Annotated in this window: 5 protein-coding genes and 1 pseudogene; 3 read left to right on the top strand and 3 right to left on the bottom strand. The window is 63.8% G+C overall.

Going from position 1 to position 3783, the window contains the following annotated elements:
* Window positions 1-114 (top strand): annotated as a pseudogene (locus tag VIM95_RS17040) (IS110 family transposase); the annotation flags it as partial.
* Between the two features lie 27 nt (window positions 115-141).
* Here the strand turns inward: VIM95_RS17040 and VIM95_RS17035 are convergent.
* Window positions 142-1050, bottom strand: a complete 909-nt coding sequence (locus VIM95_RS17035) for a LysR family transcriptional regulator (RefSeq protein WP_331988109.1) — start codon at window positions 1048-1050, stop codon at window positions 142-144.
* 228 nt (window positions 1051-1278) lie between these two features.
* Between VIM95_RS17035 and VIM95_RS17030 the strand changes: the two genes are divergently transcribed.
* A complete protein-coding gene (locus tag VIM95_RS17030; RefSeq protein WP_331988107.1) occupies window positions 1279-1965 on the top strand; it encodes a carboxymuconolactone decarboxylase family protein in 687 nt (228 codons plus the stop codon).
* A gap of 47 nt (window positions 1966-2012) precedes the next feature.
* Here the strand turns inward: VIM95_RS17030 and VIM95_RS17025 are convergent, their stop codons facing one another.
* Complete coding sequence (locus tag VIM95_RS17025; RefSeq protein WP_331988105.1) at window positions 2013-2678, bottom strand: O-methyltransferase; 666 nt, start codon at window positions 2676-2678, stop codon at window positions 2013-2015.
* Window positions 2679-2758: 80 nt separating this feature from the next.
* Between VIM95_RS17025 and VIM95_RS17020 the strand changes: the two genes are divergently transcribed.
* On the top strand, window positions 2759-3403 hold the full coding sequence (locus VIM95_RS17020) for a TetR family transcriptional regulator (RefSeq protein ID WP_331988103.1): 645 nt from the start codon (window positions 2759-2761) through the stop codon (window positions 3401-3403).
* A 172-nt stretch (window positions 3404-3575) separates the two neighbouring features.
* Here VIM95_RS17020 and VIM95_RS17015 read toward each other — a convergent pair.
* Window positions 3576-3783, bottom strand: a 208-nt coding sequence (locus VIM95_RS17015; RefSeq protein ID WP_331988101.1) for a VOC family protein, incomplete at its 5' end; no start/stop codon positions are given.

The raw sequence follows: 3783 nt of genomic DNA, 5'->3' as shown, positions 1-3783 counted from the left end.
AATGGCAAGCCCCCAAAGCTGATCATTGGGGCGATGATGCGCAAGCTGGCTCAGGTCGCCTTCGGCGTGCTCAAGTCGGGCTTGCCATTCAATCCGGCACTGCACGCCGCTTGACTCGGATAACAGTATCTACGGGTCAGTTCAACCTGTCAGGCTCTTGTAGTAGGTCCGCACACTCTCCACCAACTCCCCCACCAACGGCGCCACCGCTCCCTGCCGCCTTGCCACCCCTATGCCGATGGCCAGCTGCGCGCCTTCCTTGAGCGATCTGTAGACCACGCCCGACCGCTGGATAGCCTTGAGGGAGCTGGGGATAAGGGCGATGCCTTGGCCGGCGGCGATCATGCCCAGCAGCACGTGGTGGTCGGTGGGCTCTGGGATGGTACGTGGCGAAAAGGCCAAGGCTTGGAAGACCTGCTGGCAGTGGTCGTGGTAGGTGGGGTTGAGGGCGCGTTTGAACCAGAACAGGGTCTCTACCTGCAGGTCGGCCAGGGCCAGCTGGCGCTTGCGGGCCAGCGGGTGGCCCTTGGGCAGGGCGACGGCCAGCGGGTCGTCGTAGACATGCTCTACCAGCAGGTCCCCGGTGCGGGACGGCAGGCCCAGCAGTGCGGCATCCAGCTCGCCGCTTTGCAGGCGCTTGATCAGCTCGATGGAGCGCTGCGGCACCAGGTTCAACCTTACCTCGGGCCAGCGGGTACGGAAGAGCGCGGCAAGGTCGGGGAAGGCCATCGCGTCCAGCGCGGTGGTGATGCCGATGTTGAGCACATGCTCTGCACCCTGCGCATAGTCGCGGGCTTTCTCGATCAGTGCATCGGCCTGGCCCAGCAGGGCACGGGCATCGGGCAAAAAGCGCTCGCCCGCCTCGGTCAGGCTCACGCCCCGCCGGCTGCGCTCGAACAGCTGCACGCCCAGCACGTCCTCCAGCTGACTGATCTGCCGGCTGAGCGGTGGCTGCGTCATGTGCAGGCGCTCGGCCGCCTGGCGGAAGTTCAGCGTATCGGCCACGGCAATAAAACAGGCCAGCTGCTTGTGCTTGAGGGGTTGGCTCATACAAAAAAGGTATCAGCAAAATGGCATTGGCGGCAAACCGCTGCCACGCCCTAGATTTGTCCCATAGCAGGCGCCCTACCCCGGCGGTGCCGCCAACCACTACGAGGCAAACATGAATGAAACCCGCTACCAACGTGGCCTGGCCCAGCTCCAGCAAGTGGCCGGCACCCAAGAGCCGGCCCTGCTCGCCGCCTTGCCGATATTGCACCCGACCTGGCGCGGCTGACGGTGGAGTTTGGCTATGGCGATATCTACGCCCGCCCTGGCATGAGCCCGCGCCAGCGGCAGATCGCCACCATCGCGGCGCTAGCCGCGCTGGGCAATGCCAGGCCGCAGCTCAAGTTCCATATTCTCGGCGCACTGAACGTGGGCTGCAGCCCGGCCGAGGTGGTGGAGACGCTGCTGCATATGGTGATCTACGCCGGCATCCCGGCCGCGCTCAATGCCCTGTTTGCCGCCAAGGAAGTCTTTGCAGAGCGGCAGCTACAGCCCAGCGACTATGTGGTCCAGACCAGCGCTGCCACGGACGCCACCCAGCGCTACCGCGAGGGCTGGGCGGCGCTGGAGGAGATAGACGGCGAGGTGGGCGTGCGGGTGGTGGAGAGCCTGAAGGACATTGCGCCAGACCTGGGCAGATTCGTCATCGAATTCGCCTTTGGCGACATCTACCGCCGGCCAGGCCTGGACCTCTTGAGCCGCGAGGTCGCCACCGTGGCCGCGCTGACCGCGCTGGGCACGGCCACCGCCCAGCTCAAGGTGCACTGCCACGGCCTCTTGAACGTGGGCGGCAGCCGTGAGCTGCTGGTCGAGACCATAATCCATATGGCGGCGTATGCCGGCTTCCCGGCCGCCATCAACGGGATGTTAGCGGCCAAGGACGTATTGATGGAGCGCGCTGCCGCCGGCCACAGCTAAGTGTGTAGCAGGGCGGAACTTCGCTTGAAGTTGCCGCCCTGCGAGCCTCAACCGAGCCGCATCGACAATTCCACCTCATCGCCAAACGGTACCGAGAGGTAGCCGGCATTGGGCGAGCGCACGCGCGCCAGGTAGTCCGGGCAGTGGTCGGTGTTATCCGCGATCACAAAGGCACCGGGCCGCAGGCGGCTTTCCAGCAGGTTCAAGACGTCTGCATAGAGCGACTTGGCGCCATCCAAGAAGACGAGGTCGATGCTGTCCGGCAGGTCGTGCTGCAAAGTCTGCAGCGCGTCGCCCTCGCGGATCTCTACCAGGTCCAGCAGGCCGCCGTCCGCCAGGTTCTGCCTTGCCCGCGCCACCTTGCTGGGTTCGAACTCGCAGGTGATCAGCCGGCCACCACCGTTGTCGCGTAGCGCGGCAGCCAGGTGCAAGGCAGAGATGCCGAACGAGGTGCCGAACTCCACGATGCGCTGCGCCCCATTGGCGCGGGCCAGCATATAGAGCAGCTTGCCAGCGGATTCGGACACCGGCAGGGCTACGTCCTTGAGGCGGCTGTAGAGGTCGATGTAGTCGGTCTTGCTGCGCATCAGCCTGTCCTGCTCAGCCTCGCTCACGCCAGCAACCACGCGCTGCAATATAGGCAGGCTGGCTTCCGCTTCGCGGAATAAGCGGCCAAGGACGGTGGATACGTGGGATTGGGTCAAGGTATTCATTGCTAACTCCGTTCATTGAAAGTACGGAGCTATAATGCGATGAATCATTCACATTTCGTATTCGCATTCCAGGCCCGCTCATGACCGAACGCCAGAAAGCCCAGATTTCCTCGCGTAAGCAGCCCAAACAGGCCCGCTCCAACGAGCTGGTCGGCAGCATCTTGCAGGCCGCTACTCAGGTTTTGGCCAAGGAAGGTGCGCAGCGCTTTACCACCGCGCGGGTGGCAGAGCGGGCCGGGGTGAGCATAGGCTCGGTTTACCAGTACTTCCCAAACAAGGCCGCCATCCTGTTCCGGCTGCAGAGCGACGAGTGGCAGCAGACCATAGATATGCTGCGCAAGATCCTGGACGACAGCAGCAAGCCGCCGCTAGACCGCCTGCGCGCTCTGGTGCACGCCTTTGTGCGGTCTGAATGCGACGAGGCCGAAATGCGCGTAGCCCTGAGCGACGCCGCCCCGCTCTACCGCGATGCGCCCGAGGCGATCGAAGCCAAGCGCGAGGGCGAAGGCATCATCGCCAACTTCATGGCCGAGGTACTGCCCAACGCCAGCGAAGTGCAGCGCACCTTGGTCGGCGAGCTGATCAAGGATACGCTTAGCGCAGTGGGCAAGCAGTTCTCGGAAAGCCCGCGTACCGTGAAGGCGATCAAGGCGTATTCGGACGCGATGGCGGATATGTTTTGTGCGTATTTGGAACGGCTGCAGCAGCAAAATCAGGTGCCGTGAGCCAACGCACTGGTAGGGCGCAATCCCCACAGGACATTCCGCCTTATCTACGCTCGCGTCGGTACAGCAGATAGCTGACCCGCGCTGCCTCAAATGAGGGGTGACATCGAGTCGGAAAGATACATGCGGCGCAATGCCCTGCGGGGATTGCGCCGCATGTACTGCCGGCCGCTCAACCTCTTACCGCAGCCTCTATCGCCGCCACGTCAATTTTACGCATACCCATCATGGCGGTGAATGCGCGGCGGGCGGTCTCGCCGCCCTTGGCCATGGCATCGGTCAGCACGCGCGGGGTGATCTGCCACGAGATGCCCCACTTGTCCTTGCACCACCCGCAGTAGCTCGGCTTGCCGCCGTGCTTGATGATCGCGTTCCAATAC

The sequence above is a fragment of the Chitinimonas sp. genome, from assembly GCF_036568685.1.
Classification (GTDB): Bacteria; Pseudomonadota; Gammaproteobacteria; order Burkholderiales; family Chitinimonadaceae; genus Chitinimonas.
This window is presented reverse-complemented; position numbering and strand designations above follow the sequence as displayed.